Source organism: Pseudoalteromonas sp. P1-9 (assembly GCF_001399975.1).
GTDB lineage: Bacteria > Pseudomonadota > Gammaproteobacteria > Enterobacterales > Alteromonadaceae > Pseudoalteromonas.
Genome location: NZ_LKBD01000005.1, coordinates 165,634 through 191,249, shown reverse-complemented (window position 1 = coordinate 191,249; position 25,616 = coordinate 165,634). Strand labels below are relative to the sequence as shown.

The 25,616-nt window shown below is 40.5% G+C and carries 24 protein-coding genes; 15 read left to right on the top strand and 9 right to left on the bottom strand.

What is annotated here, in order from left to right:
* The first annotated feature begins 606 nt into the window (after nucleotides 1–606).
* Genes hisG through hisIE form a run of 8 tightly spaced genes read left to right on the top strand, consistent with a single transcriptional unit; the run spans nucleotide 607 to nucleotide 7,608 of the window.
* Nucleotides 607–1,506: an ATP phosphoribosyltransferase gene (gene hisG / locus AN214_RS05695; protein ID WP_054978852.1), complete on the top strand. Its 900-nt coding sequence runs from the start codon at nucleotides 607–609 to the stop codon at nucleotides 1,504–1,506.
* Between the two features lie 3 nt (nucleotides 1,507–1,509).
* The gene (gene hisD / locus AN214_RS05690; protein WP_054978817.1) at nucleotides 1,510–2,805 is read left to right on the top strand and encodes a histidinol dehydrogenase; all 1,296 of its coding nucleotides are present in this window, start codon (nucleotides 1,510–1,512) and stop codon (nucleotides 2,803–2,805) included.
* A complete protein-coding gene (hisC, locus tag AN214_RS05685) occupies nucleotides 2,802–3,854 on the top strand; it encodes a histidinol-phosphate transaminase (RefSeq protein ID WP_054978816.1) in 1,053 nt (350 codons plus the stop codon). The genes hisD and hisC overlap by 4 nt, the downstream gene beginning before the upstream one ends.
* A 5-nt stretch (nucleotides 3,855–3,859) precedes the next feature.
* On the top strand, nucleotides 3,860–4,921 hold the full coding sequence (gene hisB / locus AN214_RS05680) for a bifunctional histidinol-phosphatase/imidazoleglycerol-phosphate dehydratase HisB (RefSeq protein WP_054978815.1): 1,062 nt from the start codon (nucleotides 3,860–3,862) through the stop codon (nucleotides 4,919–4,921).
* Nucleotides 4,918–5,502, top strand: coding sequence for an imidazole glycerol phosphate synthase subunit HisH (hisH, locus tag AN214_RS05675; RefSeq protein ID WP_054978814.1), 585 nt, complete (start codon nucleotides 4,918–4,920; stop codon nucleotides 5,500–5,502). The genes hisB and hisH overlap by 4 nt, the downstream gene beginning before the upstream one ends.
* An 8-nt stretch (nucleotides 5,503–5,510) precedes the next feature.
* The gene (gene hisA / locus AN214_RS05670) at nucleotides 5,511–6,245 is read left to right on the top strand and encodes a 1-(5-phosphoribosyl)-5-[(5-phosphoribosylamino)methylideneamino]imidazole-4-carboxamide isomerase (protein ID WP_054978813.1); all 735 of its coding nucleotides are present in this window, start codon (nucleotides 5,511–5,513) and stop codon (nucleotides 6,243–6,245) included.
* Complete coding sequence (hisF, locus tag AN214_RS05665; RefSeq protein WP_054978812.1) at nucleotides 6,227–7,000, top strand: imidazole glycerol phosphate synthase subunit HisF; 774 nt, start codon at nucleotides 6,227–6,229, stop codon at nucleotides 6,998–7,000. Before hisA ends, hisF begins: the two co-directional genes overlap by 19 nt.
* Complete coding sequence (gene hisIE, locus AN214_RS05660) at nucleotides 6,997–7,608, top strand: bifunctional phosphoribosyl-AMP cyclohydrolase/phosphoribosyl-ATP diphosphatase HisIE (protein ID WP_054978811.1); 612 nt, start codon at nucleotides 6,997–6,999, stop codon at nucleotides 7,606–7,608. Before hisF ends, hisIE begins: the two co-directional genes overlap by 4 nt.
* A 45-nt stretch (nucleotides 7,609–7,653) precedes the next feature.
* On the opposite strand, the gene AN214_RS05655 is transcribed toward hisIE, so the two are convergent.
* Both AN214_RS05655 and AN214_RS05650 read right to left on the bottom strand, forming a co-directional pair.
* A complete protein-coding gene (locus tag AN214_RS05655) occupies nucleotides 7,654–8,073 on the bottom strand; it encodes a DUF6436 domain-containing protein (protein WP_152960715.1) in 420 nt (139 codons plus the stop codon).
* 58 nt (nucleotides 8,074–8,131) lie between these two features.
* Nucleotides 8,132–9,610, bottom strand: a complete 1,479-nt coding sequence (locus tag AN214_RS05650) for a methyl-accepting chemotaxis protein (RefSeq protein WP_054978809.1) — start codon at nucleotides 9,608–9,610, stop codon at nucleotides 8,132–8,134.
* A gap of 286 nt (nucleotides 9,611–9,896) precedes the next feature.
* On the opposite strand from AN214_RS05650, the gene AN214_RS05645 reads away from it, so the two are divergent.
* Entirely contained in the window at nucleotides 9,897–10,409 is a 513-nt protein-coding gene (locus AN214_RS05645) for a hypothetical protein (protein ID WP_054978808.1), read from the top strand.
* A gap of 103 nt (nucleotides 10,410–10,512) precedes the next feature.
* On the opposite strand, the gene dnaJ is transcribed toward AN214_RS05645, so the two are convergent.
* Together dnaJ and dnaK are read right to left on the bottom strand one after the other, a co-directional pair.
* On the bottom strand, nucleotides 10,513–11,652 hold the full coding sequence (gene dnaJ / locus AN214_RS05640) for a molecular chaperone DnaJ (protein ID WP_054978807.1): 1,140 nt from the start codon (nucleotides 11,650–11,652) through the stop codon (nucleotides 10,513–10,515).
* A 137-nt stretch (nucleotides 11,653–11,789) separates the two neighbouring features.
* A complete protein-coding gene (gene dnaK / locus AN214_RS05635) occupies nucleotides 11,790–13,712 on the bottom strand; it encodes a molecular chaperone DnaK (protein ID WP_054978806.1) in 1,923 nt (640 codons plus the stop codon).
* Between the two features lie 217 nt (nucleotides 13,713–13,929).
* Here dnaK and AN214_RS05630 point away from each other — a divergent pair, with 217 nt between their 5' ends.
* Nucleotides 13,930–14,718: an acyl-CoA thioesterase II gene (locus AN214_RS05630; RefSeq protein ID WP_054978805.1), complete on the top strand. Its 789-nt coding sequence runs from the start codon at nucleotides 13,930–13,932 to the stop codon at nucleotides 14,716–14,718.
* 125 nt (nucleotides 14,719–14,843) lie between these two features.
* Here AN214_RS05630 and AN214_RS05625 read toward each other — a convergent pair whose 3' ends face one another.
* Together AN214_RS05625 and AN214_RS05620 are read right to left on the bottom strand one after the other, a co-directional pair.
* Nucleotides 14,844–15,545 (bottom strand): hypothetical protein, encoded by a 702-nt coding sequence (locus tag AN214_RS05625; RefSeq protein WP_054978804.1) that lies wholly within the window; start codon nucleotides 15,543–15,545, stop codon nucleotides 14,844–14,846.
* Nucleotides 15,546–15,654: 109 nt separating this feature from the next.
* Nucleotides 15,655–16,767: an arginase family protein gene (locus AN214_RS05620; RefSeq protein WP_054978803.1), complete on the bottom strand. Its 1,113-nt coding sequence runs from the start codon at nucleotides 16,765–16,767 to the stop codon at nucleotides 15,655–15,657.
* Between the two features lie 373 nt (nucleotides 16,768–17,140).
* Between AN214_RS05620 and AN214_RS05610 the strand changes: the two genes are divergently transcribed.
* The gene (locus AN214_RS05610; protein WP_054978801.1) at nucleotides 17,141–18,220 is read left to right on the top strand and encodes a YjgN family protein; all 1,080 of its coding nucleotides are present in this window, start codon (nucleotides 17,141–17,143) and stop codon (nucleotides 18,218–18,220) included.
* The gene (locus AN214_RS05605) at nucleotides 18,220–19,236 is read left to right on the top strand and encodes a M48 family metallopeptidase (RefSeq protein ID WP_054978800.1); all 1,017 of its coding nucleotides are present in this window, start codon (nucleotides 18,220–18,222) and stop codon (nucleotides 19,234–19,236) included. The genes AN214_RS05610 and AN214_RS05605 overlap by 1 nt, the downstream gene beginning before the upstream one ends.
* 40 nt (nucleotides 19,237–19,276) lie before the next feature.
* On the opposite strand, the gene AN214_RS05600 is transcribed toward AN214_RS05605, so the two are convergent.
* Complete coding sequence (locus AN214_RS05600; RefSeq protein ID WP_152960714.1) at nucleotides 19,277–19,723, bottom strand: hypothetical protein; 447 nt, start codon at nucleotides 19,721–19,723, stop codon at nucleotides 19,277–19,279.
* 77 nt (nucleotides 19,724–19,800) lie between these two features.
* Between AN214_RS05600 and AN214_RS05595 the strand changes: the two genes are divergently transcribed.
* Nucleotides 19,801–20,106 carry a DUF962 domain-containing protein gene (locus tag AN214_RS05595; RefSeq protein ID WP_054978798.1) on the top strand — a complete coding sequence of 102 codons (306 nt, stop codon included), beginning with the start codon at nucleotides 19,801–19,803 and terminating at the stop codon, nucleotides 20,104–20,106.
* A 32-nt stretch (nucleotides 20,107–20,138) separates the two neighbouring features.
* On the opposite strand, the gene AN214_RS05590 is transcribed toward AN214_RS05595, so the two are convergent.
* Nucleotides 20,139–21,602, bottom strand: a complete 1,464-nt coding sequence (locus AN214_RS05590; protein WP_054978797.1) for a cobyric acid synthase — start codon at nucleotides 21,600–21,602, stop codon at nucleotides 20,139–20,141.
* A 115-nt stretch (nucleotides 21,603–21,717) separates the two neighbouring features.
* Between AN214_RS05590 and udp the strand changes: the two genes are divergently transcribed.
* Nucleotides 21,718–22,470: a uridine phosphorylase gene (udp, locus tag AN214_RS05585; RefSeq protein WP_054978796.1), complete on the top strand. Its 753-nt coding sequence runs from the start codon at nucleotides 21,718–21,720 to the stop codon at nucleotides 22,468–22,470.
* A 35-nt stretch (nucleotides 22,471–22,505) separates the two neighbouring features.
* Here the strand turns inward: udp and cdd are convergent, their stop codons facing one another.
* Nucleotides 22,506–23,333 carry a cytidine deaminase gene (cdd, locus tag AN214_RS05580; RefSeq protein WP_054978795.1) on the bottom strand — a complete coding sequence of 276 codons (828 nt, stop codon included), beginning with the start codon at nucleotides 23,331–23,333 and terminating at the stop codon, nucleotides 22,506–22,508.
* Nucleotides 23,334–23,665: 332 nt separating this feature from the next.
* Between cdd and AN214_RS05575 the strand changes: the two genes are divergently transcribed.
* Complete coding sequence (locus tag AN214_RS05575) at nucleotides 23,666–25,615, top strand: bifunctional diguanylate cyclase/phosphodiesterase (RefSeq protein ID WP_082428499.1); 1,950 nt, start codon at nucleotides 23,666–23,668, stop codon at nucleotides 25,613–25,615.
* Nucleotide 25,616 lies beyond the last annotated feature (1 nt).

Sequence of the window (25,616 nt, the reverse complement as noted above, 5' to 3'; positions counted from 1 at the left end):
ATATTACTTTAATTATCTTTCAACATTAATGTATTAGCTATTGAGTACATTAAAATTACAGTGCTGATAATTTTCCCCTTGATAAGCTGCTTTCTTAATCAAATCTGATACTAATTATTCGACTAATTTTGTCGTCAGGTTAAACGTAAACCGTCAAACAAGACAAAACACCCGATTGACCAACTTAATCTCTAAAACACCCTAAAAATTACAATTTAACTTGTATATACAGGCCTATACAAGCTAATTTTAAAGCGCCAACCAAAAAGGTTAAAGTATTGTTTTTATTAACATGTTATTTTTTGAAATATAGTATTCACAATTAAGATGCTATTTTTTATTGCAAAGCATTAAAATTCATGTTTTTCTATAAATACAAAAGCCAAACAGGCTTATTATTTAAAAGGTTTATATCATGCTAAATACACTGAACACTATTCATCACCATCATACAACGGAGTAGCTTTCAGGTATTTCGCTGGAGGGCTATTCCGAAAATATGTCCTCTGGTAATCAACAAGAATGAGCCCGAGGACAACCTCGGGCTTTTTTGTAGCCCAAATTAAATTTAACGCATTATTAGAATTAAATATTGGGAATGAGAAAATGAGTGATAACAACCGTCTACGCATTGCGATTCAAAAATCAGGGCGTTTATCAAAAGACTGCCAAGACCTACTTAAACAACTGGGTGTAAAACTAAACTTACGTGAACAACGCCTAATTGCACACGCTACAAACATGCCAATTGACGTATTGCGAGTACGTGATGACGATATCCCTGGATTAGTAATGGACGGCGTTTGTGACTTAGGTATCGTCGGCGAAAACGTTCTTGTTGAAAGCCAAGCAGAACGCGCTGCACAAAGCCTAAATGCCGAGGTGACTAAACTTGCAAAACTCGATTTTGGTTATTGCCGCCTCGCACTAGCTTGGCCACAAGAGTTAGGTCAGTTGCCGTTGAGTTGGTTTGAAGGCAAAAAGATTGCGACTACCTATCCTGAAATCTTAAAGCAATATCTTAAAAATCAAGGGATCAATGCATCGACTGTGCTACTTTCAGGATCAGTTGAAGTAGCGCCGCGTGCAGGCCTTGCCGATGCGATTTGTGATTTGGTTTCAACCGGTGCGACACTCGAAGCAAATGGTCTTTTGCAAGGGGAAACCATATTAGAATCAAATGCTTGCTTAATTCAAAATCCTTCAATGGAAAGCCAGCAAAAGCAAGCATTACTTGATACTTTGCTACCTCGTTTAAAAGCGGTTCGCCAAGCTAAAGAAAGTAAATATATTATGCTTCACGCACCTAAAGCGGGATTAGCCGAAATTTGCGAACTATTACCTGGCACGGGTAAACCAACCGTATTATCACTTGCTGGCACTGACGATTTAGTTGCATTGCACATGGTTTCTAGCGAAACGCTTTTCTGGGAAACCATGGAAGCGTTAAAAGAAAAAGGTGCAAGCTCGATTCTTGTGATGCCAATCGAAAAGATGATGGAGTAAACCGTGAACGTTTGGTCACAACTTTCCGCTGCACAACAAGACGCTTTATTGGCGCGCCCTGCTCAACAAGATCAGAGCGCCCTGCAAGCGCGTGTTCAAACCATTATCGAAACCGTCAGAGAAAAAGGCGATAAAGCGCTACTGGATTTTAATCAGCAGTTCGATAATAACCAAAGTGAACAGCTTATTGTGCCACAAAGCGAAATTGATAATTCACAATCGCTACTAAGTGCTGAGTTAAAAACGGCTATTGATATTGCGTTTAACAACATTACTAAATTTCACCAAGCACAATTACCCGTTACGAAAAGCATTGAAACCCAACCCGGTGTGTGTTGCGAGCTGCGTTATCAGCCAATTCAATCCGTTGGGATTTATGTACCGGGTGGTACTGCTCCCCTGCCTTCGTCAGTATTAATGCAAGGTGCCCTTGCAAAATTAAGTGGCGCTCAAACGATTTTGTTAGCAACACCGGTTAAAGGCGATATGGCGATTAATCCTGCCATTTTGTATGCCGCAAAACTGTGTGGGGTGACAACGCTTATTAAATCAGGGGGTGCGGGTGTTATCGCAGCAATGGCGTTCGGAACAGGATCCGTGCCCAAAGTAAATAAAATATTTGGCCCGGGTAACAGCTATGTGACTATGGCGAAACAGTTAGTTGCTCAGCAAGCACAAGGCGTTGCAATTGATATGCCGGCAGGCCCATCGGAAGTGCTTGTGATCGCTGATAAAGGCGCAAACCCCGCCTTTGTTGCTGCAGATTTACTATCACAGGCCGAACACGGTGAAGATTCTCAAGTGGTTTTAGTATCAAACTGCGAAACGTTAATCAACGAAACCAAACGTGAGATTGATGCGCAATTAAGTACGCTTTCGCGTAAGGCGATAGCTCAAAAAGCATTGTTAAACTCGCCGTTCATCTTGGTTGATAGCATTGAACGAGCAATTGAAGTATCGAATCAATATGGACCTGAACACTTAATCGTACAAACTCGCAATGCTGCAGATATTGTAGATAAATTCTATAACGTTGGTTCATTGTTTGTTGGCGATTATACGCCAGAATCAGCTGGCGACTATGCGTCTGGTACAAATCACGTGTTACCAACGTACGGTTATAGCCAAGTTTATTCGGCGCTCAACTTAATGGATTTCTTTAGAACCTATACAGTGCAAACCATTTCAAAGTCTGGATTAGCACAACTTGCAAACAGTATCTTGCCGCTAGCTGAAGCTGAAGGATTAGATGCACACGCAAATGCGGTGTCAATCAGGTTACAGGAGGCCAAATTATGAGCCGTGAATTTGCCCCCGAATATATTCGATCACTAAAAGCGTATAGCTCAGCAAAAAGCGAAAAGCTAACGGGTTCAACCTGGTTAAATGCCAATGAAAGCCCTTATGCAAAAGAGTATGCACTAAATTTAGATAACTTAAATCGTTACCCAGACCCGCAACCTGAAAACGTCATCAACGCATACGCGCGCTATAGCAATCTTTCGTACGAAAACATTTTGATGACACGAGGCGCAGATGAAGGCATTGAGTTATTGGTGCGTACATTTTGTCAAAATGGTAAAGACAGCATCGCACAATTTTTACCGACTTACGGCATGTATAAGGTAACCGCAGAAAGTGCCAATGTTGAGTTAGTAGATTTAAACCAAGCGCTTTTAATAAATGCATCACAGTCTCAACTTTTAGATAGTGTTGGTAACGCCAAGTTGGTATTTGTCTGTAATCCAAATAACCCAACAGGCGACGTGCTTCCACTGTCTCGAATCGAAGAGATTGTAAAAGCGTGTGAAGGTAAAGCTATTGTCGTCGTTGATGAAGCGTATATTGAATTTTGTGAAGAATTTACAGCTGCTGGGTTAATCGAAAAGTATCAAAACCTGGTGGTTTTAAGAACCTTATCAAAGGCATTTGCATTAGCAGGTTTACGCACCGGATTTGTGTTAAGCAATCCAGAGCTAATTAATACCATGCGCAAAGTACTAGCGCCGTACCCTGTCTCAAGTGTGGTTGCCGCAATTGCAGAACAAGCGCTTACAAGCTGCAACATCAGTAGCGTTAGACGCCAAGTGTCTATTATAAACAACAATCGTGCAACACTTATTAATCAGTTATCTGCGTGTAAACACGTGCGTAAGGTACTTCCGAGTTTTGCAAACTTTGTCACAATCCAGCTGAGCGATAAAGCACACATCGCAACGGCAATGGAAAGTGGCTTAATTATGCGCCCTTTTACACTTTATGGCGAAGATAACTGGCTACGCATCAGTATTGGATCAGAACAAGAGCTTAACGTTGTGTTCAACTGGCTAGTAGAAATAAACGGATAATAATTATGGCAGTTCCTTACTTATTTATAGATAGAGACGGTACTTTAGTAGAAGAGCCAGCTATCGATAAACAACTTGATACACTTGAAAAGTTAGTTTTTGAGCCAGGCGTTATACCTGCGCTACTACAACTGCAAGCTGCGGGTTATAAACTGGTTATGGTATCTAACCAAGATGGCTTAGGTACCGATAGTTTCCCACAAGCCGACTTTGACGCACCGCACGATAAAATGATGCAGGTTTTTAGCGCATCAAACATCACTTTTGATGAGGTATTAATTTGCCCCCACTTTGACGATGAAAATTGCACCTGTAGAAAGCCAAAAACCGGATTACTAAAAAATCTGATGCAATCGGGTGTTGTCGATTTAGCTAATTCCTATGTTATTGGCGATCGCCAAACCGACATTCAACTTGCTGAAAACCTGTGTTGTGAAGGTATTTTGTATACAGGCAACTGGCCTGAGATTGTAACTAAACTCACCACGCGTAATCGTATAGGTGAAGTTAATCGCGACACGAGCGAAACCCAAATTTCAGTTAGTGTAAACCTTGATTCGGGCAAACAAGGGGAAGTACAAACAGGGCTGGGCTTTTTTGACCATATGCTCGATCAGATTCGTACCCACAGCAATATCGGCCTTAACATAAACGCGTCTGGTGATTTACACATTGATGAACATCACCTTGTTGAAGACGTTGGTATTGCACTTGGTCAGGCACTTAAACAAGCACTGAGTACCAAAACACAAATTGGCCGCTATGGGTTTTCGTTGCCAATGGATGAGTGTAAAGCAGACGCGCAGATTGATTTATCGGGTCGTGCATCGTTCGTACTAAATGCCAATTTCTCACGTGAAAAAGTGGGCGATATGGATGTACAAATGGTCGAGCACTTTTTCAAAAGCCTTACTGATAATGCGGCAATTAGCTTAATCTTAAGTGTGTCAAAGGGTAATTGTCATCACCAAGTTGAGGGCTTATTTAAAGCGTTTTCACGTGCACTGCGTATGGCTATTGCAAAAGATGTTACACAAACCACTGCCAGTTCTAAAGGATGTTTATGATAGCCATAATTAATACCGGTTGTGCAAACATTAATTCGGTTCGATTTGCGTTTGAGCGTTTAGGCGCTCAGGTTGAAATTATCACAGAACCCGAAAAACTGAACGATTTTCCTCGTGCAGTGCTGCCCGGTGTAGGTCATGCGTCTGTTGCGATGAAACGCTTAATTGATAACAACTGGCAAGATGCTATAAGCAATTACAAAAAGCCTTTATTAGGTATTTGTTTGGGTATGCAGTTAATGTGTGATGAGACTGAAGAAGGTGATGTGAAGACCCTTGGGCTCATTCCTGGAAAATTAAGTGCGCTCAAAAGTAAGAGCCTAACCTTACCGCATATGGGCTGGAATAATTTAGATTTAAAATCAGACCACCCTATTTTAGCGGGTATCAATGCCAACGACCAAGTGTATTACGTGCACAGTTTTGCGCATGTACCAAATCAATACACAGTGGCATCAAGCAATTATAGTACTGAATTTTCGGCTATTATTGCCAAAGATAATTTCATTGGCATGCAATTTCACCCAGAAAAATCAGCCCGCGTTGGTGAACGTTTACTGAAAAACTTTTTAGCGTTATAGGAACAATCATGATTATTCCCGCATTAGATATTTTACAAAATCGCATTGTTAGACTATACCAAGGCAAGTACGACACGGCACAATTTTATGATTTTGACTTTAAACAACGGTTAACAGAATACGCAAATTCAGGCGCTGAACGAATTCACATTGTTGATCTTGAAGGCGCCCGTGATCCGGACAAAAAGCAATGGCAGTTCATTCAAGAAGCATCAAACGAGCTCAAACTACCCTTTCAAATCGGCGGCGGCATTCGAAGCGAGTCAGACATATCCACTTGGCTGAACGCAGGCGTACATCAAGTGGTGATTGGCTCCAAAGCAGTGACGAACAAGAGCCAAGTAAAGAATTGGATAAATACATTCGGCGCAGCTAAATTCGTAATCGCGCTTGATGTTAACAAAGACGGCAACACGTGGCGCCCTGCTACCCACGGTTGGCTTGAAAAATCACCTTACGACCTGTTTGAGTTTATAGAATTCTATAAAGAATTGGGCGTAAAAGACTTTTTGTGCACAGACATTAGCAAAGACGGCACGATGACCGGCCCTTCATTTAAGCTATACCAAGACATTCTTACACAGTTTGACGATATTCGCGTGCAAGCATCAGGTGGTGTTAGTTCTCTTGAGGATATTAAGCAGTTAAAAGCCCTCGGTGTCGGTGGTGTGATTTTAGGAAAATCATTACTCGATAATGCGTTTAGCGCAAAGGAGGCTGTAACGTGTTATCAAAACGCATAATTCCTTGTTTAGACGTTAAAAATAATCAAGTCGTAAAAGGCGTTAAATTCAAAGAGCACGAAATCGTCGGCGATATTTTGCAACTTGCCGAGGCGTACTCGCAAGCAGGTGCCGATGAGCTCGTTTTCTATGAAATTACAGCGAGCGTTGAAAAGCGTTTACTTGATGTAACTTGGGTGGAGCAAATTGCCCGTTATATCAATATCCCTTTTTGCGTTGCGGGCGGGATTAAATCGGTCGCTGATGCTGCAAAAGTACTCGAAATGGGCGCGGATAAGATCAGCATTAATAGCCCTGCAATAGCAAGGCCCGAGCTTATTAAAGAGTTACATGATGAGTTTGGTAAACAGTGTGTTGTGGTTGGTATCGACAGTTTTTATGATAAAACCACAGGCGAATACCTAGTATATCAACTAACGGGCGATCCTAGCGCATCAAGCCAAACACGCTATAAGACCCAAGAATGGGTTAAACAAGTGCAAGACTTAGGCGCGGGCGAAATTGTGCTCAACTGCATGAACCAAGACGGCGTAAGAAAGGGTTATGACAATCAGCAATTAAGTGAAATACGTGCGATTTGTGATGTCCCTTTAATTTCCTCTGGCGGCGCGGGTAAAATTCAAGATTTTGCCGATGTATTTTTACAAAGTAATGTCGATGGCGCACTGGCGGCATCGGTTTTTCACAAAGGCTTAATTGATATAACCGAGCTAAAACAAAACCTGAATCAACAGACAATTCCGGTGCGACTATGAAATTAGATTTAAGCAATATTTCAGCTCTCGATTTTGAAAAAAGTGAGCTTATTCCCGCGATTGTACAGGATGTGCAATCAGGGCAAATTTTAATGCAGGGTTTTTGTAATCTAGCTGCAGTTCAAACGACTTTAGAAATTGGCAAAGTAACGTTTTATAGCCGTTCAAAACAGCGTTTATGGACAAAAGGTGAAAGCTCTGAAAACTATCTGGAATTGGTATCAATTCATACTGATTGTGATCAAGATTCATTATTAATACTGGCAAAACCAAAAGGTCCAACTTGTCATTTAGGTACACAAAGTTGTTTTGGCGATGCAAGTACCGATTTAAGCTTTTTAGGTACGCTCAATAGTGTTATTGCAAAGCGAAAAAATGACGACCCAAGCGAGAGTTACACCGCAAGTTTATTTGCAAAAGAGTTGAGCCGAAGTTGCCAAAAGGTTGGCGAAGAAGGAGTTGAAGTCGCCTTAGCAGCAATGAAAAATGACAACGAAGAGTTACTCAATGAATCGGCAGATTTACTGTATCACTTGTTAGTTCTATTACAGCGACAAAAGCTAGATATTAGCCAAGTTATTAATGTGTTAAAAAATAGACATAAATAAGTTCTACTCATTAACCAAGGTTGCAATAGCAACCTTGGGCATCCGTTAAATAGTGGCGCCTAATGCGTTATTCTCGGTATTGTCAATGATGTACTGCTCGACAAGTCCTTCGCCTTCGCTACAAAACATTCCTGTTGCATAAGGACCAAGATAGGTTAACTTACCATTATGGTTAATTACTGCGACCGCTGGTACCGAAGGTATATTAAAACGAGTATCACTATTAAGCGTGATGACATGATTTTTATAGCCTTGTTCCGATGCTCGTTTTTTCACAGACGTAACATGGCTTTCTGCAACATACTCACAAAAACAATTATCCATTGTAAAATGCACTACCGTCCCACTGCTAGTACCTACGGTTTCTTCAATAAGCGATGTAAAGCGATGGTCAAATTCGGTGTCCATCGCGTTACTTAAAAGCAAGCCGTTTAGATCAAATTGCTTTGCTTTTAATGTCGACAAGTACAACACACTGCTGGTTAAAATAATTGACCATATTACTAACAAAACCCAGTGTAATTTAGAGCTCAAAGCGTGATAACTCGCGGTTTAAGTTTTCAATATCGTGTTTCATCTCTTTAAAACGTTGGCCAGACTCAGTAGTATTGTGTTTCAACTGCTCAGAATTATGTGATAAGCGCTGTGTCGACTCAGAAATGCTCGCAGAGACCGTTGCTTGTTCATTTGCAGCACTCGCGACAGAAGCCATGTTATTAACCATACTTTCAATATTTTCAACTACGCCCATCATCATATTTGATGCGTCTTTTGCTTGTTCAACCGTATCTTCTGCTTGAACTAAGCACTTGTCCATTTGTTCAACCGAAGACGATGCCTCATTAATTAACGCTGCGGTAATTTCACTTATCTGCTCTGCGTTTTGACGCGTTTTCATAGCAAGTTGTCTTACTTCATCTGCAACAACGGCAAATCCACGGCCATGCTCTCCAGCCCTAGCTGATTCAATTGCTGCATTTAGGGCTAATAAATTGGTCTGATCTGAAATAGATTTAATTGCATTCATCACTTCTTCAATTTGATTACACTTTAACGCCAGCTCACCAATTGTTTGAGATGTTGCCGACAAATCGCCCTTAAGCCCCTCAATATTTTGTGCAGAGCTATCAATGATTTGCTTTGTTTTATCAGTACGGGTAAATGCATCGCTTGCACTTTCATTCGCTTCACTGGCCTGGCTTGCAACATTAGCATTTGCGACTGTCATTTCTTCGGTTGCAGTAGCTATTAAGTTAATTTGACTGACGTTTTCATCAGTCGCACGGTCGACATCATTGCTTAAATCCAACACAGCTTCAGAACGTTGCAAAACACTTTCACTCACCGTTTTAGTTTGTTTGATAAAGCCGCTTAGTGAGGTCATTAACTTATGATAATCAGAACCATCTGATTGCTTGTTGGTAAATGCAGTTAAGTCAAATTTATCCTCGTTACTCAATACGTCATGAATAGATTCTGATAATTTATAAGCACTTACGGCCTCTCTATGCGTTAATTTAGCAACATACATCAATATGCCGCCTTCGGTTACCGCAAAAAGCGCATGAATGATTAAAACGTAAAACGCTAAATGGCCTTGTTCAAATATGTAAATAGAGGCGCCTTGCGACTGCACAATAAAAAACAGAATATGATGAACGGCTATAAATAATACGCTCGACAAAATTACCTGCCAATCGCGATAGAAACTTAAAAATGCCAGCATTACAAATATTTCAAAGTGTAATTCCGTTAGCCCCATTGTCTGCTGAATATGAAGCGCAGCAAATAACTGAACCGCAACACCAACGGCATGACGAGTAACTGATGCAAACGGTGCGGTAGTAATTAAAAATAAGGGTAAGGCCAGAATTAGCAGGCCAATTGCGATACCTTCAAACCAAGTATCGGTAAAAAAAGCGATAATTAACGTAATAACAAACTGACCAATTAATACCGCAGAGAAGATCCGGTTTGCTTTTTCAATCCAAGGATAATTCATTTAAACTTCCAAATAGTGCTCATACATAAACGGTAATACAACATCAGTTGTACGGTTTGTAATGCCTGTTGGCTCATTTTCCTATGTCACAATTTTAAATCTAAATTAAAAATTAGTATTTGATTTGGCTTTTGTTTATTGCAAATTTAACAATTAATTTTAAGCTTGATTAAATGCTACGCAATACACATTTTGAAAATTGATAAATCACAATATTGCATACGTTAAGCATAGATTTTCTTTTTAAGTCTCGCTATGCTGATGGCAAATTATTAGGGATAGCATTATGTTTCGTAAAATTTCTGCTGCATCACTGTTTTTGGCTTTAGTAGGCTGTGGTTCAACACTCACACCAACACAAACAGCCTACGTTGATAACTTAACGCCATGTGAAAAAATTCAAGGTTTAGTTGATGGTTTTGAAAATCAATTCGAGCCGCTAAAAGCGACACGTGTTCAAACTAAGTTTGGCGATGTGTGGACACCAAAGTACCATTTGCTCGGCAATAGTTGTCAAATTCTCGGTATGAATAACGAAAGAGTGTCTTACAAGTGCGCAAAGCAATACGATAACGAATCACAGAGCCGTGAAGCGTTTGACTTAGCCGTAAATCAAGTAGCGCAATGTTTGGGCAGTCAATGGCAAGCAAATAACACTGCACAAAATCAAAGCCAACGAACTACATTTAAAAACGCAAAGCACGATGCCGTAATTAGCATTCAAAGCGGACAAACAAACGCTAAGTATAATAAAACGTGGCAAACATCCTTTGAAGTTGGCGGTTTAATCAAAAAATAAGTGCATATATTCATTATATAATGCCAATAAAAAAGGCTCACAGTTGTGAGCCTTTTTTATATTTTTACTTAGCTAACCTAATAGGCTAAGTTACTAAGCTAGATTACTTAGTTAAGTCATCAAAAAACTTCTTAACACCATCAAAGAATCCTTGCTCTTTTGGACGATGGCGCGAGCTATCACCGCCCATGCTATCATCTAATTCACGTAATAACTCTTTTTGACGCTCGTTTAGGTTAACCGGTGTCTCAATAATTACTTTACAGATTAAATCACCAACCACACCGCCGCGAACAGACTTAACGCCTTTACCACGCATACGGAACATTTTATCCGTCTGACATTCTGAAGGAATTTTCAGTTTTGCACGACCGTCTAGCGTTGGTACTTCAATTTCGCCACCAAGTGCTGCTGTAGTAAAGCTAAGTGGTACTTCACAATATAGATTGCTGCCGTCACGCACAAAAATTGGGTGTTCACGAACAGAAACCTGCACGTATAAATCACCTGCTGGTGCACCGTGTTGCCCAGCTTCACCTTCGCCAGCTAGACGAATACGGTCGCCAGTATCAACACCTGCCGGAATTTTCACAGACAAGGTCTTGGTTTTTTCTACGCGGCCCTGACCATGACACTTATTACATGGATCTGAGATAATTTGACCGCTACCATTACATGTAGGACATGTTTGCTGAACGGCAAAGAAGCCTTGGCGCATTTGTACTTGGCCATGACCATGACAGGTACCACATGTTTGTGGCTTAGAGCCTTTCTTCGCGCCAGAGCCATCACACGGTTCACATGAAACCCAAGTTGGCACTTTAATTTCAACGTCTTTACCGCGAACAGCCTCTTCTAGACTTAAATCTAGATTATAGCGTAAGTCAGCACCACGTTGTTGGCGAGATTGACGTCGACCACCGCCGCCGCCACCAAAAATATCGCCGAATACATCACCAAAGATATCGCCAAAATCTGCACCGCCGCCAAAGCCACCGTGACCGCCGCCACCGCCTTGTTCAAAGGCTGCGTGACCAAATTGATCGTATGTTTGACGTTTTTGACTGTCGCCAAGTATTTCGTATGCTTCTTTTACTTCTTTAAACTTAGCTTCTAAGTCTTTGTCGCCTGCGGTACGATCTGGGTGATACTTCATAGCAAGGCGTTTGTATGCCTTTTTAATATCACGATCGCTAGCGTCTTTTGCAACGCCTAGTACTTCATAATAATCGCGTTTTGACATAATTACTGCTTTCCCCGTTAGTTGGCTAACTGCATTTGCATTGCCCCAGCGGGGTCTTTAGCCTCAAAATTCATAAAACCTTTAGATACACTAAGGGCGCGTCTGAGTCGAAACCCGCGCGCCCTCTTTAAAGTAAATTACTTTTTATCGTCTTTTACTTCTTCAAACTCAGCGTCAACAACGTCGTCGTCTTGCTGTGCTTGTTGCTGTTGGCCCGCGTCGCCGCCAGCTTGTTGCGCTTGTGCATTTGCTTGCGCAATTTCCATTAGTTTTTGCGATTTTTCGATAAGCGCTTGCGTTTTCGCTTCGATTTCAGCTTTGTCATCGCCTTTCACTGCTGTTTCTAGCTCTGAAAGTGCTGCTTCAATCGCTGCTTTATCGTCAGCTGGTAATGCGTCACCTGCTTCTTCGATTTGCTTGCGTGTACCGTGAACCATTGCGTCACCTTGGTTACGCGCTTGTACTAGTTCTTCAAACTTCTTATCTTCTTCTGCGTTTGCTTCCGCGTCACGTACCATTGCATCGATTTCATCGTCGCTTAGACCTGAAGATGCTTGGATTGTGATCTTCTGCTCTTTACCCGTGTCTTTATCTTTCGCAGATACATGTAAGATACCATCAGCATCAACGTCAAACGTTACTTCAATTTGTGGTGCGCCACGCTGTGCAGGGCGAATACCTTCTAGGTTGAATTGACCTAGTGATTTGTTCGCGCTTGATTGCTTACGCTCACCTTGAAGTACGTGAATTGTTACCGCGCTTTGGTTGTCTTCAGCAGTTGAGAACACTTGTGATTTCTTAGTTGGAATCGTTGTGTTCTTTTCGATTAATGCAGTCATTACCTGACCCATTGTCTCGATACCTAGCGAAAGAGGAATAACGTCTAGCAATAGTACGTCTTTAACGTCACCCGCTAAAACACCACCTTGAACCGCAGCACCCATAGCTACTGCTTCATCAGGGTTTACATCTTTACGTGGCTCTTTACCGAAGAAATCAGTAACCGCTTTTTGTACTAGTGGCATACGTGTTTGACCACCCACTAGAATTACATCGTTAACATCGCTAACTGAAAGATCTGCGTCAGCTAGTGCCTTTTTAAGCGGCTCTAGTGATTGTGTTACTAGATCTTCAACAAGCGATTCTAACTTAGCACGCGTTAGTTTAACGTTCATATGCTTAGGACCTGACGCATCAGCAGTTACATACGGAAGGTTAACTTCTGTTTGTTGCGCGCTTGATAGTTCGATCTTCGCTTTTTCCGCAGCTTCTTTAACACGCTGCATCGCAAGTGGATCAGTCTTTAAGTTGATGCCTTGGTCTTTCTTAAATTCTTCAACTAGGTAGTTGATAACGCGGTTATCGAAATCTTCACCACCTAAGTGCGTATCACCATTTGTTGCTAGTACTTCAAACGTGTGCTCGCCTTCTACTTCATCAATTTCGATGATAGAAATATCGAATGTACCACCACCTAAATCGTAAACAGCAACGACGTTATCGCCTTGCTTCTTATCCATGCCGTATGCAAGTGCAGCAGCAGTTGGTTCGTTGATAATACGTTTAACATCAAGGCCCGCGATACGACCCGCGTCTTTTGTCGCTTGACGCTGTGCATCATTAAAGTATGCCGGTACTGTGATTACTGCGCCAGTTACCGCTTCACCTAAGAAATCTTCTGCTGTTTTCTTCATTTTCTTAAGAACTTCAGCTGAGATTTGTGGTGCAGCGCGTTTTTCGCCTTTTGCTTCTACCCATGCATCGCCATTGTCTGCTTTAACAATTTTGAATGGCATGATGTCGATATCACGTTGTACTTCTTCGTCTTCAAAACGACGACCAATTAAACGCTTAATTGCGAATAATGTATTTGTTGGGTTTGTTACCGCTTGACGCTTTGCAGGCTGACCTACAAGCGTTTCACCTTCATCTGTATATGCGATAATTGATGGGGTTGTACGTTCACCCTCTGCATTTTCAATTACGCGTGGCTTATCGCCGTCTAATACTGCAACACATGAGTTTGTTGTGCCTAAGTCGATACCAATAATCTTACCCATGGAACCTCTCCTACTTCTTTAATTCTGTATCAAAAAATGATTAATTCGTTTAGATGGTTACTTAATAGGGGTGAGGTAATGACAATTCAACTGTAAAACGTAAATTTTTTTAAAATTTTGAAATTTTTTTTGCAATGATGGATTTTAATACAATAAGTGGTCATACCACTGTATTTTTGATATAAACAAGCGAGTTACAATAACAAATGAAATCCTTATGCATTTTGATCAATTATTAGACCAAGTTAATTTACGTCTTACCCAGTTAACTTTTCCAGCAAACTGGTGCCAAGGCCGCACAGCCTTCGGTGGTATTTCAGCTGCAATGCTTTATACAGCAATGCGTACATTAATTAATGAAGAACGTACGTTACTGTCTCTCAGCACTAATTTTGTTGGCCCGCTAATAGCCGATGCGCCATTTAATATTGAACTGTCGTTATTACGTGAAGGTAAAAATGCCTCACAAATTGAAGCGCGAATTATTCAAGACGACAAAGTAGCGGTGATTGCGCTAGGATGCTTTGCAATAAAACGTGATTCAAATGTGATTGTTGAAAATAAAGCGACATGCCCGTTAGCACCGGTTAATGAACAAAACCTTATTCCTTATATAGAAGGCATAACTCCCCAATTTTTCCAACATATGAGTTTTAATATTCAAAAAGGTGCTATGCCGTTTTCAAATGCATCAAATGGCGAACTTGCCGGGTGGATGCGTTTAAAAGAAACACCGAAGGACTTAACTGTTGCACATATATTGGCGCTGACGGATGCGTGGCCGCCTGCACAATTACAAATGTATGCAAACGTTGCCCCTGCCAGTTCAATGTCTTGGTATATTGAGTTTTTACCTCACCAGCCATTAACAGCTGACGCTTGGCTTGGTTTTGATGCGTTTACCCATCATAGTCGCGATGGGTATGCCTGTGAAGAAGCAAATATTTATAATCAGGCGGGTGAATTGTTAGCTATGAGTCGTCAAACCGTCGCCCTGTTTGATTAAGCTGACAACCATTAATTAAGCGCTCATTTTATGAGCGCTTAATTATCACCAGTGCTCACCTAATGTAACGCAAATAATCTAATTTGCATTGCTCAGCAAATAAAACACAATAAACACATTTAAAACTAATTTACAGCTTCAAACCCTGTTTTTATTTTAGCTATCGTATCGTCGCTAATTTTAGTATTACATGCGAAGTATAAACTCGTTGCTTCTTGTTTAAATTTGAACACCTTGCTTAATTCAGGAGTAGTTTTGTCAATTTCGCGCTGCGTTTTGTATTGCATTTCGTTCAATACAATAAGATCAAGTACGTGCTTACGCTGCTTCATAATGTGAAACAATCTATCGACATTCTCAATCACTAATAATTGCGCACCTAATTTAAACCCATGTTGTGTTAAATAATGGTGGCTAAAATTGTTCTCTATTACCGCGGTTTTATATTCTTTTGCGGCCAGGATTGACTCGAATTTAATTTGCTTTTCAGGTAATGCATAAAAATACGCCGTAAAGTAGCTTAATTTAGCAACCCACTTAAAATGAGGCTCACGCATTGGTAAACGAGCAAGCGAAAAGATACACGCATTTGGGTCGCGTAGCACCCCGTTATAAGCGAGTGACCAGCCAAGTACATTTAGCTCATAATCAATATTTGCAGCACTTAACGCACGGTGCACCTTATCAAAGTTGGGCCCAACAAATTTACCGTGCTCATTGTAATATTGAAAGCCACTTAAATTTTCAGTGAATACCGTCAGTTTACCGAACGCACTAATAGGCATTAAGCATAACAAAACATACAGTGCGGCTAATCGGTTTACCATCTTTACCTTTTTGATAAATCACGGGGTTTCATACTGTTAAGTGTAAACCCTGTTATTGACTTTAGAAACTATAAGAGCAAAAAAGGTGCCATTTGGCACCTTTTTTAATTTACTTACTGTTCATCGCATCGATTAACAAGGCTGAAATTTTTGCTCCCTCTCGCAATGTACTTTCAGAGGCTTGTTTACCACTGTGTGATGCATCGGTAAACGGTGCAATTTCCATCATATCTGCGCCCGTAATTGGGAACTCTTTAGCAAGTGCATTTAAAATTAGCATTGCTTCATCTGGCGTCATACCATCGTATTCAGGTGTTCCCGTTGCCGCTGCAAATGTTGCATCAAGGGCATCAATATCAAAACTAACGTAAAGCTCGTCGACATTATCTGCTTTTAACTGTGCAGTTACTTGGTCAACGATTGCTTGTGCACCCTGTTCTCTAATCTCGTGCGCCCAATGTTGTTTAACACCAAATGTAGATTCCCAATGTGTTTTATCTTTACCACTTGAGCGAATACCAAACTGAATTAAATGATGTGGCGCCGGTAAAAACTCGAGAATGTGTGTACACCAAGAGCCAAAACATAAATCAATGCCTAAACGCTCAACAAGTAGGTCGGTGTGTGCATCAAAGTGAATAATTGCAGTGCGTTTACCCTGTGCACGTTTTGCCTTTAAGTACGACTTAGTTAATGGGTAACTAATTGAGTGGTCGCCACCAATACCAAAAATCCCTTTATCTGGAAAATTGGTATAAAAATCATCACACACATCTTCGGTAATTGATAATGGGCTCACGTGATAATCGCTGCTTTCATCTTGATAAAGCGCTTTTTGGCAGTTTGAAATCGTACCATCGTTTAAGTATTTATCATGTAGCAAGTGCGGAATAACACGTACGTCACCTAAATCGAATGTTTTCGCACTTGGCTGTTGTTCCATTAAGGTGCTGCGTAAAAATAGCGGCCCCCAATTTGCACCGCGTAAAATACCGCCGCCGCAATCTGAGCTGATGCCTAACGTTACTGCGCTATATTCACTTTGTTCAATAGTTTGCAGGCTATCACGCCACAGCGCATCGATGTTTTCGGTCTGACCATAGATTGACTGGTGCAGCGCTTCTTTTCGCTCTTTTGCCGTGTTAACGGTGAAAACACCGTTACCCGGTGGGCATAAGCAATTTGTTACTTTTTCAATAAATGCGTTTTTAGAGTCGCTCATATTCAGCTCCGAACAAAGCATAATCAGTCATATAATTATGCATAAATTAAAAATTTATTGCTGGAAATACCATTTGCTACCAAATACGCTCATTACAAAACTTAGCAAGGTATCATTTAATGGTCATTAATTTTTAACTCGTTGTATTTGTTAAAAATTGGTTTATTCGATAAATCCAACAATAATCTACGTGCCCCTTTCTTAGAGGCTTTGCCTTTGAATGTCAAATCAACTACCAGAAACAACCCGTAATCTCCTGAAGATTTATTCAAGCTAACTGCATAGCTTTTCATATAATTATCAAGTTCTAATTTGTAACTAAATGATTTATAATGTGTTCGCTTAACAATTACATACAATCAGGAAACGTTTAATGGACCTAAACACAGCGCCGCAAACTCGCCGTTCGCAAGTTCAATTCGCAGGTCAAACTGGCCAATTTTTTTCAATCTGGATAGTTAATATAGTGCTTACTGTACTCACCCTCGGCATTTATTCTGCTTGGGCTAAAGTCAGAACACATCGCTACTTTTACAGTAATACCAGTGTCGATGGACACCAATTTACCTATCTTGCTAATCCAATCCAAATTTTAATCGGCCGTATTATTGCCGTCGTATTATTTGCTATATACGTTGGTAGCGTACAATTTGTTCCAATTCTTGGCTTATTTATTATGCTAATCGCATTATTTTTAATGCCTTGGGTTATTAACCGAAGCATGCGATTTCAACACCGTATGACAAGCTATCGAAATGTACGTTTTGGTTTTAACGGCAGCTATGGCGAAGCGTTTCTTGTTTTCATTATTTTCCCAATTTTATCGGTATTTACCTTATACCTGTTAGTGCCTTGGGTGATGAAGAAAATTAATTCCTATATTTTAAACAACATTACTTATGGTGATCGCAAGGTTGAAGCAACGCTGTCTACAACCGATTACTATGTTGCCGCACTGTTAGTTGTTGCAGTGTCAATTGGTGCCATGTTTGGTTTCGCAATTGTTATCGGTATCGGCGCCGCTATTTTTGGTGCTACTGTTGATATGGCTAATTTAGATTCAGCAGGCATGAGTACTGCTGCATTTGTAATTGCGCCAATTACTGCGCTGTTGTATATCGGTATGTTTGCGCTTATTACCGGTATTTATCAAGCACGTATTCGTGCACACAACTTTGCTAACAGCGAAATCAAAGACGTTGCTAAATTTGAATCAACAATTACTGAGATGCAATTTGCACGTTTGGTATTTTTTAACTTAATCGCGATTGGTTTGTCACTTGGGTTAGCTTACCCGTGGGCAAAAATTCGTGCTGCACGTTATTTAGCAAACGGTACGTTTGTAGAAATCCATGAAAACGCAGATAATGTGATTGATGATATGACCAGTGATCAATCCGCTATTGGCGAAGAAATCGCAGAAGTATTCGACTTAGATATTGCCATCACCTGATGAATCAACTAGTCGATGGTAAACTCTATCAAGCTGGCAGCACACGCTCGTGTGCTGTTAAGCTGGTAGTAACAGAATCTCATATCAGTATCATTCAAGACGGTGTTGAATATGGAGCCCATAATTTAAGCTCTATTTCGTTGAGTGATGCAATTCCCGGGGTCGCAACCGAAGTTCGCTTTGAAAATGGCGACATGTTTATTCCCAATGACAAATCTTGGCGTGTTCAACGCCAAACAGGTTCACTGCTTAGCACGTTAGAAAGTCATAAAATCAGTGTGTTTGCCAGTATCATTTTAGCGCCGCTACTCATTTATTGGCTTATTATGGTTGCTATGCCCGCGCTTGCCAGTAAAAGTGTTGATTGGTTGCCACCAAGTGTGCCGAACTACATGGGCGAGCAAAGTTTTACGATTTTAGAAAAGGCGTTTCTTGAGCCATCTGAACTTGATAAGCCCACACAACAGCATATCGAACTGCTGTTTTCAAATGCCACAACGGCTTTGAATTTAGACAAACAGCGCTATCAAATATTTACATACCAAAGCGCGTATTTTGGTGCGAACGCACTTGCGCTACCTGACGGTACCGTAATCGTAACCGACGACCTTATTACGCAATTACGTGAATATGATGAAAACAAATTAGATAGCATGTTAATGGCTATTATTTTACATGAAATTGGTCATGTTGAAGGTAAACACGGTATGCGTTTAGTCGCGCAGTCTTTATCAAATGCCATTGTGTTTGCACTGTTATTTGGCGATCTCGAAACCGTAGGCGAGCTATTTGTTGGTGCCAGCTCAACCTTAGTGCAAGCAAGCTTTTCACGCGATATGGAAAGTGAAGCCGATGATTTTGCACTTCAACATTTAGCTGAGTTAGGTTACTCACCCAGTGCCTTTGCCGATGCCATGGACAGTTTTGATGCAAACGGCTCAGGTGATTTTCTTAAGTACCTAAGTTCGCACCCTGCTATAAAAGAGCGAATTGAAAAGGCCAAACGCTTTAAATAATAGCTACTGCATAAATGTGTGGTGGTATCGGTATACCCAGTTACCAATATTCTCTAACGGCAATTATTTTACCGTTGGAGAATTCAAATAAACTCACAATATTATTACTTGAACGCGTATACCACTTACCATTAACACGTTGTTGCCAACTGCTCTTTTGCTTAACAAATGCTGCATTTAACGCGAACTCGATATGTGTTATCTGAGTTTTCACATTACGCGTGCGCGTTTGCTTCACCCGTTCGTTAAGTGCACTCATCCACTGCTCTTTGTCTAAATGAATTTGGAAACTTGGTTGATAATATTCGAATTGCGTTGCTGTTAACTGAGATAAGCTAACGATTGTACTTTGCTTATCAATTGAATCGTTAAGCGTAATAAACTGTGTTATTTGGGCACGCATCATATCTTCAGAGGTTGGTTCTACTGAGGCATAGCAAAATTGCGTAGAAAGTAATAACAAGACGATTACGTACCAGTTTCCCAATTGATTACATTCCCAAATTGATTTACTGTTAAAAATTATACAATAAACAACTTAAACGTTAAGTCAAAGGTTTTGCGATGGCGAAAGAATATCATTCACTTGCAGCATTTTACCCATTTTATTTATCGCAACACACTAACGTTCTGTGTAGAAGACTGCATTTTTGCGGTTCGTTAATTGGTCTTTTTTGTTTGCTTTTTGCTGTGCTAAACCAAAACTATTGGTTGATCTTAGCCGGTATTGGCGTTGGCTATCTGTTCGCTTGGATTGGACACTTTGTATTTGAAAAAAACAGGCCAGCCACATTTCAATACCCACTTTATAGTTTTGTATGCGACTGGCTTATGTTTCGCGACATACTGTTGCGACGAATTCCTTGGTAAATGAATTACTTGAGTGTGTTGATGTTTTCGTTTTAATTTAAACTTAATAACTGTTTTATCACGTTAATAGGCAGTACTTTTTCAACTTCTGTCGCTAGTTTCTCTATCTGATTATCTTTTTCACTTTCATAGTCAAATCCAGTTGCACCGGTTAACCCCGCCCACTCGAGGAGTTGTGATAAAAAACGTGGGTTGTCTAGTACACCGTGTAAATACGTCGCTTTTATTTGCCCATCTTGTGATTCATAGCCATCGAATTCACCGTTTGCGAGTTTAAACAATCGTTTTACCGTTGCGGTTTCAATTGTTTTACCTGCATGAATTTCATAGCCTGAAATAGCACTTCCACTCGTTAAGCAATGTGCTTTTGTTTGACTTAACGTTTTCGCGTCTTGTAAGGTGGTTTCGATCGGCAAGTAGTTTAGGCCAACCATTTCATTTATATTAGACTCAATATGTTGAGGATCATAAAGTCGTTGCCCTAACATTTGCATACCACCACAAATCGCAAATACTTTGCCGCCATAGCGTAAATGACGCGCGATAAATTGCTGCCATTGGTTATCGATAATGAACGTCAGATCAGCCATCACACTTTTTGAACCGGGTAAAATAAGTAAGTCACACTTATCTACTGCGTTTGGCGTACGGGCATATCTTAGATTGACGTTTGGATGCAATCTTAACACATCAAAATCCGTATGATTTGATATGCGAGGGTAAACCACTACCGTAATATTAATTGAATTATTTGTGCTTAATATTTGATTAAAATCCAGTGCATCTTCCGGCTCTATATATAACTCAGGTATATAAGGAATTGTAGCAAGTACCGGAATACCTAATTTGTTTCCAAGCCATTGGTTGCCAGGTAACAATAAGTTTATATCTCCTCTGAATTTATTAATTACAAATCCAACCACTCTGGCTTTTTCTGTATCAGATAACAGTTCATAGGTGCCAACAAGGTGCGCGAATACGCCTCCTTTGTCGATATCGGCAACGATAATTACCGGACAATCTGCCGCTTCTGCAAAGCCCATATTAGCAATATCACGGTCGCGTAGATTAATCTCTGCAGGCGAACCTGCCCCTTCAACAATCACTGCGTCAAACTGCTGCGATAATCGTTGATGTGAATCGAACACGGCACCAAGTAATTGTGGCTTCATTTGATGATAATCAACCGCATCTGAATTACCAATTGCTTTGCCATGCACAATAACTTGCGCGCCGATATCAGAATTTGGTTTTAACAACACCGGATTCATGTCCACATGTGGTTCTATTCTAGCTGCATCAGCCTGAACAGCCTGCGCACGACCAATTTCGCCACCTTCTGCGGTAACCGCGCTATTAAGCGCCATATTTTGCGGCTTAAATGGCGCTACTTTGATATTATGGTTGGCTAAAATACGACAAAGCGCCACGACCAGCACACTTTTCCCTGCGTCTGAGGTTGTGCCTTGAACCATCAATGTGTGCTTGGCTTTCATATAATTCTCTACATATTTTTTGCTGCACACTAACAAATTAACGGACCATTGTCCTTTACAATTTTGCACGCTAATTCAAACTGTTATTAATATTTGCCAAGTTAGAGCATACAGGATGAAAAAAGTATTCCACTTAGGATTAGATAAAGCACAAGTTGAAGGTGCTAAACTCGCTATCGTACCCGGTGATCCAGCACGTGCAGAGCGCATTGCGAACGAGCTTGAGAACCCTATCGCACTTGCAAAAACACGTGAATATCATGTATTTTTAGCCTATATCAAACAGCAGCCGGTAATCGTATGTTCTACTGGTATTGGTGGCCCAAGTACATCAATCGCAGTTGAAGAACTCGCACAGCTAGGAATTAAAACGTTTTTACGCGTTGGTACAACGGGCGCAATTCAGCCAAACATTAACGAAGGCGACTTATTAATTAGCCATGCATCTGTTCGTTTAGATGGTGCAAGCCAACATTTTGCACCAATTCAATACCCAGCCGTTGCCGATTTTTTTGCAACTAATGCGATGGTAAGCGCGTGTGACGAATTAGGTGCTACCTATCACTTGGGTATAACGGCTTCATCAGATACCTTCTACCCGGGACAAGAGCGCTACGATACTTACTCAGGCTATGTTACAAAAGCGTTTCAAGGTAGCTTTGATGAGTGGCAAAAACTTGGCGTTATGAACTACGAAATGGAATCAGCTACATTATTTACTATGTGCTCTGCGCTAGGCCTAAAGGCTGCCTGTGTTGCCGGTGTACTAGTTAATAGAACGAAAAGTGAAATTCCTGATGTTGACCATCAAGCTGTGGAAAAGAAAGCCGTTAGCGCTGTAATTAAAGCCGCTGAGTTATTGGTTTAGTTTCAAATTACTACACCATAAAATTGAGGAAGTGGTTATACTTCCTCAATTGTTACCTTAACATTACTACCGAGACTCATCACTACCGCATTAGCAACACCTATTTGATTTGCTTTCCCTTTTGTTTGCTTAATCACTATTTCGCTTATTCCTTGTAATCCGCTTTCTCGATTATGTAACTGCACTTGATTGAGTGCTGCTTGTAAAGGCGACAAGCTCGGACTGTACGCTGCATTTTCAAGGTAAACGCCAAAGTATTTGTGACCATTCACATTCTGTATTTGACACGCAGAAAAATTACCAGAATATGGTGCATAGCTTTGCTTAACATACTTATTTAAGTCGCTACATGGTGTTAATGATTGACTAAACAATGGCGCTTGGTTGTCTAAATCGCTTGGACCGAACGCATCTGGCAAATATTGCTGTATGGTTTTCTCAACACCGTGCACATTTATTAACGGTTGTTTATCTAATTGAATTTCATTAATAAACTGACGACAATAGCCACAAGGAGATGCGTTAATTACGAGCTTTTCAATTGCGTCAACCCCATGTAACAGTGCGTTATGAATAGCACTTTGTTCAGCATGAACGACCAAACTCAAGGCTTGATGGGAAAATTCTAAATTTGCACCGAAAAATAAGCGCCCTTCACCGCCGCCCTCGATCGCTAGGGCTGCCACTTTAAACTGTGAAACCGGTGCAATTGCGTATTCAGACACCCACTTTAATAATGCGTCAAAGAATGCTTGCTCGCTATCGAACTGAGACTTAAGTGAAATAAGTTCTTGATGAGTTAAGTAAGACTTGTTGTTGGTATATTTCAATAACACCGTTTCAAAATTGTTATTCGCTTGCATATTTAATGAAAACTCAAAAAATGGCGGTTCACACTACTGGTATTGTAAATGGAATACTAAGGTCAATTGTCCGCTTTTCAAAATTAATCGAAAAATACTTTGTTCGCTCGCGCTAACAATCACACATTTTTAACCTGCTAGAGGGTATAAATAATGAAACGAGTAAATGCACACACTTTGACCGAACTCAATGATTATAAAGATTTATTTTTCAAGATATGCTAAAGTTCGCGGGTAAAATAAAAACTGGTAACGGCGCGCTCATAATCTATACTTGCTTAGTGTTAACGTATGGAATTTGCGAAAGCCGTGCAGGATAAAAAGTGCAAATGATGAAAACTCTCTCCCGCGTTGCGTTATTCACAACTGGGTTTATTGTCGCTATATATTTAGTATTAGCCTTGTCACTCACACAAGGTGGTGCATTATCACATCATGAGGATTCCCCCGTAAATACGGTCGTGCTTAACCCTAACGACCTAGATGCAAATCAGCCCAGTATTTTCTCTTCTTTATTTAGTTATATTGACATTATTAGCAGTAATGATGAGTTGTATGTGCAGCTCGAAAGTACAGAAAAACATGTAGTTGCCGTGCCGCTTAGTAAAATGTTCAGTGACATGTTGTTATTTTCCAATCTACCACTGCTCATTTTATTAGGCTTTGCAATCTTAATGCCGTTCGCCATCACCTCCAAAAAGCAAAAATCACTAAATAAAGCGATTTCAATTCTTAATAACAAAACCGATAACCTGCTTAGCGCTTTTAATCTGGATTTACCAAAGTATGAAACTGAGAGTAACCTAGCACGCCTAAACCATTCTATTAGCTCACTCACCGACGCCGTTGAACGTTATAAAAAAGACACCGAAACCAGTATATTTCAAGATAAGCTGACTGGACTAGCAGACCGACACGCGTATTTAGGGCATTTAAAAGAGCAGCTAACTTATGCAGAGCAAGCCACCAAAAAACAAGCATTACTGTTTATTGATCTCGATGGATTTAAACAAGTTAACGACTCCTTTGGTCATAGTTTTGGCGATGAAGTACTTATTCAAGTAGCCGAGCGTTTGCGCACGATAGTGAGAAATCACAACCTATCATCTCAACACCCAATCAATGGTATAGAACAAAATTTATCGCGCTTAGGCGGTGATGAGTTTTCAATATTTATCAGTGATTTACTTGAACCATCACTGGCTGTTAACGTTGCCCAGAATGTATTACATGAAATTGAACGTGATTTTGTGTTGGGAAATAAAGTAGTAAAAATTGGCGCGAGCATTGGCATTGCCATCTACCCTGATAGCGCTTCAAGTCCTTTTGCACTTTTACAAATGGCCGATGTCGCAATGTATCGCGCCAAAACTGACGGACGAGGTATCTTCCGCGTTTACTCACCTGAAATGGGCAGTAAAATGCGACGCTATCATTACTTGCTTGAAGAAATGCGCCTCGCGTTAGGAAGTAATAACTTTTCGTTATCATTTCAACCAATTGTACATGTTGATGATTGCAGCATTGATTATTTCGAATGTTTAGTCAGATGGCATCACCCAGTTGAAGGTACAATAACACCGACAGAATTTATCCCGATTGCTGAAGAGTCTAATTTAATTCTCGAACTTGGCGACTGGATTTTATTTGAAGCGTGCCGCCAGATGTCAGCATGGTACAACGCGGGTATGACTAAGGTACGCATTTCTGTCAATATATCAGGCGTGCAGTTAAAACACCGTAAACTCTATGATTGGGTGATAGAAACCATCGAAAAAGCCGGATTACCGCCAAAAGCCCTGATGTTGGAAATCACTGAGTCGTGCTTTATAGAAGCATCACGTGAAACCACCGAAAGTCTACAAAAACTAAGACAAAAAGGCATTACCATCGCAATAGATGACTTTGGTACGGGCTTTAGTTCACTGTGCACTCTCGCTGAATTACCTGTCGATGTTATTAAAATTGATAAATTATTCATTGATCAGGCGAATGATAATCCGAAATATAATAAAATACTTAATTCTATTAGTGAGCTAGGTAAAGATCTCAACCTTAAAGTGGTAGCAGAAGGGGTTGAATGTGCCGAGCAATTTGAACTCGTAAGAAAAATGGGTATTCAATGTGTGCAAGGCTATTTAGTATCCAAGCCAGAAACTTCGAATAACGTTGGCACCAAAGTATTACGTACTAATTTAAATCATATCGCTGCAACAGGTACCAATATATGGCTACCAGAAAACAAACCAATGCCGCGACATAAACTTCATTCCGTAAAGTAGG

Excerpts from the sequence above, each read along its gene's own strand:
- AN214_RS05625 (WP_054978804.1), bottom strand. The coding sequence starts at position 15,545 with ATGGTAAACCGATTAGCCGCACTGTATGTTTTGTTATGCTTAATGCCT.
- AN214_RS05630 (WP_054978805.1), top strand. The coding sequence starts at position 13,930 with ATGCATTTTGATCAATTATTAGACCAAGTTAATTTACGTCTTACCCAG.
- AN214_RS05575 (WP_082428499.1), top strand. The coding sequence starts at position 23,666 with ATGAAAACTCTCTCCCGCGTTGCGTTATTCACAACTGGGTTTATTGTC.
- hisB (WP_054978815.1), top strand. The coding sequence starts at position 3,860 with ATGGCAGTTCCTTACTTATTTATAGATAGAGACGGTACTTTAGTAGAA.
- udp (WP_054978796.1), top strand. The coding sequence starts at position 21,718 with ATGAAAAAAGTATTCCACTTAGGATTAGATAAAGCACAAGTTGAAGGT.
- AN214_RS05645 (WP_054978808.1), top strand. The coding sequence starts at position 9,897 with ATGTTTCGTAAAATTTCTGCTGCATCACTGTTTTTGGCTTTAGTAGGC.
- AN214_RS05605 (WP_054978800.1), top strand. The coding sequence starts at position 18,220 with ATGAATCAACTAGTCGATGGTAAACTCTATCAAGCTGGCAGCACACGC.
- hisIE (WP_054978811.1), top strand. The coding sequence starts at position 6,997 with ATGAAATTAGATTTAAGCAATATTTCAGCTCTCGATTTTGAAAAAAGT.
- dnaJ (WP_054978807.1), bottom strand. The coding sequence starts at position 11,652 with ATGTCAAAACGCGATTATTATGAAGTACTAGGCGTTGCAAAAGACGCT.
- AN214_RS05650 (WP_054978809.1), bottom strand. The coding sequence starts at position 9,610 with ATGAATTATCCTTGGATTGAAAAAGCAAACCGGATCTTCTCTGCGGTA.
- AN214_RS05610 (WP_054978801.1), top strand. The coding sequence starts at position 17,141 with ATGGACCTAAACACAGCGCCGCAAACTCGCCGTTCGCAAGTTCAATTC.
- AN214_RS05590 (WP_054978797.1), bottom strand. The coding sequence starts at position 21,602 with ATGAAAGCCAAGCACACATTGATGGTTCAAGGCACAACCTCAGACGCA.
- hisC (WP_054978816.1), top strand. The coding sequence starts at position 2,802 with ATGAGCCGTGAATTTGCCCCCGAATATATTCGATCACTAAAAGCGTAT.
- hisA (WP_054978813.1), top strand. The coding sequence starts at position 5,511 with ATGATTATTCCCGCATTAGATATTTTACAAAATCGCATTGTTAGACTA.
- AN214_RS05620 (WP_054978803.1), bottom strand. The coding sequence starts at position 16,767 with ATGAGCGACTCTAAAAACGCATTTATTGAAAAAGTAACAAATTGCTTA.
- AN214_RS05595 (WP_054978798.1), top strand. The coding sequence starts at position 19,801 with ATGGCGAAAGAATATCATTCACTTGCAGCATTTTACCCATTTTATTTA.
- cdd (WP_054978795.1), bottom strand. The coding sequence starts at position 23,333 with ATGCAAGCGAATAACAATTTTGAAACGGTGTTATTGAAATATACCAAC.
- dnaK (WP_054978806.1), bottom strand. The coding sequence starts at position 13,712 with ATGGGTAAGATTATTGGTATCGACTTAGGCACAACAAACTCATGTGTT.
- hisH (WP_054978814.1), top strand. The coding sequence starts at position 4,918 with ATGATAGCCATAATTAATACCGGTTGTGCAAACATTAATTCGGTTCGA.
- hisG (WP_054978852.1), top strand. The coding sequence starts at position 607 with ATGAGTGATAACAACCGTCTACGCATTGCGATTCAAAAATCAGGGCGT.